Consider the following 4084-nt stretch of genomic DNA (forward strand, 5'->3'; position numbering starts at 1 on the left):
TTTCGGCAATCTCCACGAACACCTTGTCCCGATGGCTCATTTCCATGATGGACAGGCCCATGCCCTGGTAATCCAGCATTTCCTGGCGGGCCTGCTCCAGAACATCCGTCGGCAACGCCGCCGGACCTGCGCAGAAGTTATAGGCGCGGGACATGCATTTTCTCCGTGACTAGATTGAAAGTAGCAAACCGGTTAATCAAAGAAGCCCGGTAACACCGGGCTCGGGTAATTCGTCGAATCATTTAGAAAACACCGTAGGAGCACCTCTCGAGGTGCGAACCGTTGCAGGTGGTTCGCACCTCGAGAGGTGCTCCTACATGTTACTCCTCGGCGTCATCAGAGGCGTCAGTCTCCGGGGATTCCGCAGAAGCCTCCCCTTCCAGCACCTCACCCTCTTCGATGTCGTCCTCGTCGCCTTCCAGCTCGGGGATGGTGGCCAGACCACACAGCTTCTCACCATCACCCAGGCGAATCAGACGAACACCCTGGGTATTACGGCTGGAAACGCTGACCTGATTGACACCGGTACGCACCAGGGTGCCCTGGTTGGAAATCAGCATGATGTCCTCTTCGCCGAACACCTGGGTCGCACCAACCAGCTCCCCGTTACGTTCGTTGACCACCATGGCGATCACGCCCTGGCCACCACGACCCTTGGTCGGGTAGTCGGTCAGCGGGGTACGCTTGCCGTAGCCGTTTTCGGAGGCGGTCAGGATCTGGCCATTGGCTTCCGGCACAATCAGGGAAATCACGTCCACGCCATCAGCCAGTTTGATGCCGCGTACACCACGAGCCAGACGGCTCATGACACGCACCTTCGACTGATGGAAACGCACGGCCTTGCCGTTGCGGGCCACCAGCATCACATCTTCGTCGCCGTGGGTAATCGCCACATTCACCAGATGCTCGCCTTCCTGCAGTTTTACGGCGATCAGACCGGAGCTGCGCGGACGGGCAAAGTTGGCCAGGGCGGTACGCTTGACGATACCGCTGGAGGTCGCCATGAAAATAAACGGTCCAGGCACGCTATCCACGACCGCTTCTGCCTCAACTTCGTCACCGTCGACGACATCTTCGATCACGTCATCCGTATCGACTACATCGTCCTCATCGGCTTCCACTTCGACGCCGGCAGCTTTCTGCTGGCGTACCATTTCCGCATCGAGACGCAGGATCGCAGTAATGCGCTCGTCATTACCCAGGGCCGGCAACAGGTTGACGATAGGTTTGCCGCGAGACGCGCGACCACCTTGCGGCAGCTCGAAGGTGCGCAACCAGAACACCTTGCCGGCGTCGGTGAACAGCAACAGGGTGTCGTGGGTGCCTGCCACCAGCAGGTGCTCCACGTAATCCTCGTCTTTGAGCTGTCCCGCAGACTTGCCGCGTCCACCACGTTTCTGCGCCCGGTAGGTATCGATGGGCTGCATCTTGGCGTAGCCACCGTTGGACAGGGTCACCACCACGGTTTCTTCGGCGATCAGGTCTTCCATGCTCAGGTCGAGACGGGAGGTAACGATTTCGGAACGGCGCTCGTCGGCATATTCCTCACGGACCGCCTTCAGCTCGTCACGGATCACCTGCATCAGGCGCTGCGGATCGGCCAGGATCAGCATCAGCTCGGCAATCTGCTCCAGCAGCTCCTGGTAATCATTGATCAGCTTTTCCCGCTCCAGACCGGTCAGCTTCTGCAAGCGCAGGTCAAGAATGGCCTGAGCCTGTTCCGGGCTAAGATAATAGAGCCCGTCACGCAGGCCGTACTGCTCATCAAGTCCATCCGGGCGAGCCGCGTTTTCACCGCCGGCGCGATCCAGCATTTGCATCACGTCACCGGGCGTCCAGCCCTTGGCCAGCAGCTTCTCTTTCGCTTCCGCGCCGCTGGGAGACGCCTTGATCAGCGCAATCACCGGGTCGATATTGCTCAGGGCCACTGCCAGACCTTCCAGCAGGTGGGCCTTTTCCCGGGCCTTGCGCAGTTCGAACACGGTACGGCGAGTCACCACTTCACGGCGGTGGCGGATGAAGGCATCCAGCAACTCACGCAGGTTAAGGGTCTTGGGCTGACCATCCACCAGTGCCACGGTATTGATACCGAACACAGACTCCATCTGGGTCTGCTGGTAAAGATTGTTGAGCACCACCTCGGCGTTCTCGCCCCGACGCAGCTCGATCACAATGCGCATGCCCTCTTTATCGGACTCATCGCGCAGCTCGGTGATACCTTCAATCTTCTTGTCTTTCACCAGCTCGGCGATCTTCTCGATCAGCCGCGCCTTGTTCACCTGGTAGGGAATTTCGTGGACGATAATGGCTTCTTTGCCACTTTTGTCCGTCTGCTCGATTTCCGCACGGGCGCGCATGTAAACGCGGCCACGGCCGGTGCGGTACGCCTGTACGATGCCTGCGCGGCCATTAATAATGCCGGCTGTGGGGAAATCCGGGCCCTTGATGTATTCCATCAGGTCGTCAGGAGTCAGGCTGTCGTCGTCGATCAGCGCCAGACAACCATCCACCACTTCGCCCAGATTATGCGGCGGAATATTGGTGGCCATACCCACGGCGATACCGGAAGAGCCATTGACCAGCAGGTTCGGTACCCGGGTTGGCATCACATCGGGAATCTTTTCCGTGCCGTCGTAGTTGTCGACGAAATCCACGGTTTCCTTGTCCAGATCGGCCAGCAGCTCGTGGGCGATCTTGGCCATGCGCACTTCGGTGTAACGCATGGCCGCGGCGGAATCCCCGTCGATGGAACCGAAGTTACCCTGACCATCCACCAGCATATAGCGCAGGGAAAACGGCTGCGCCATCCGTACGATGGTGTCGTAGACGGCGGAGTCACCATGGGGGTGGTATTTACCGATAACGTCACCGACCACACGGGCGGACTTCTTGTAAGCCTTGTTCCAGTCGTTGTTGAGCTCGTGCATGGCGAACAGTACGCGGCGATGCACCGGCTTCAGGCCATCGCGCACATCCGGCAGAGCCCGCCCCACGATCACGCTCATGGCGTAATCCAGGTACGACTGTTTGAGTTCGTCTTCGATGTTGACCGGGGTAACTTCTCTGGCGAGATCCGTCATAGCGATCCTTACTTTCCACAAGTATCGGGAAAGCCCCTGCGGCTTTCCCAAGCCGGCCCCTGATCAGGGCCGATTTCACAGCGTGCCGATGGCACCCTGTGCAGTCTGTTCTTATGACAGCCCGCTCGCTGCCGACAGCGGCGGACCGGGCATACATTCCTGCTCCTGGCACGAAGCCCGGAAAAGCCCCGGATGATAGCACAACCGGGCGGCTTCGGCGCCATAGTCCGCCGCCATTGTTATCGTGGCGGCAAGAGCGCCACTGACACGCTATACTGCGGCGAAAATTGCCCCACCCTCTTCAAGGAGTTGTGCATGAGCGACAATCAGGCTGACCTGATCGTCCACGCCCGCTGGATTGCCCCGGTCGCACAGGACAAGGAGCCCAGTGCCGAGGTGCTGGAAAACCACGCCCTGGTCGTCCGTGATGGCCAGATTGTCGACCTGCTGCCCAGCGCACTGGCCAATGAGAAGTGGCAGGCCGAGACAGTCCAGCGGCTGGACAGTCACCTGCTGATCCCGGGCCTGATCAATGCCCATACCCATGCGGCCATGAACCTGCTGCGCGGCATCGCCGATGACCTGCCGCTGATGACCTGGCTGGAAAAGCATATCTGGCCGGCGGAAGGCCAGTTCGTCAGCGAACAGTTTGTCTTCGACGGCACCCGGCTGGCAGCGGCGGAAATGATCCGCTCCGGTACCACCTGCTTTGCCGATCAGTACTTCTTCCCGGCCAGCGCCGCCCGCGCCACCGTGGAAGCCGGGCTGCGCGCCAGCCTGTTCTGCCCAATCCTGGATTTCCCTACCCCCATGGGCGCCGGACCGGAGGACTACCTGCGCCTGGCCACCGATGCCATGGACGAGTGGCGCCATGATCCGCGCATTCAGATCGGTTTCGGGCCCCACGCGCCCTATACCGTGTCCGATGGCCCGCTGCAGAAGGTGCTGACCCTGGCCGAGGAACTGGACGTGCCGATGATGATGCACGTGCACGAAACCGCCGG

2 protein-coding genes and 1 pseudogene are annotated in these 4084 nt (G+C 60.2%); 1 reads left to right on the forward strand and 2 read right to left on the reverse strand.

The annotated features are described in order from the left end of the window. Together HUJ17_RS01170 and gyrA are read right to left on the reverse strand one after the other, a co-directional pair. Positions 1-154, reverse strand: a pseudogene (locus HUJ17_RS01170) (3-phosphoserine/phosphohydroxythreonine transaminase); the annotation flags it as partial. 166 nt (positions 155-320) lie between these two features. After that, positions 321-3080, reverse strand: coding sequence for a DNA gyrase subunit A (gene gyrA, locus HUJ17_RS01175; RefSeq protein WP_290508986.1), 2760 nt, complete (start codon positions 3078-3080; stop codon positions 321-323). A 315-nt stretch (positions 3081-3395) separates the two neighbouring features. Between gyrA and HUJ17_RS01180 the strand changes: the two genes are divergently transcribed. Next, a partial coding sequence (locus tag HUJ17_RS01180; RefSeq protein ID WP_290508987.1) for an amidohydrolase family protein occupies positions 3396-4084 on the forward strand: 689 nt, incomplete at its 3' end.

This window comes from Alcanivorax sp., assembly GCF_014762765.1.
In the GTDB taxonomy this organism is placed as follows: Bacteria; Pseudomonadota; Gammaproteobacteria; order Pseudomonadales; family Alcanivoracaceae; genus Alcanivorax.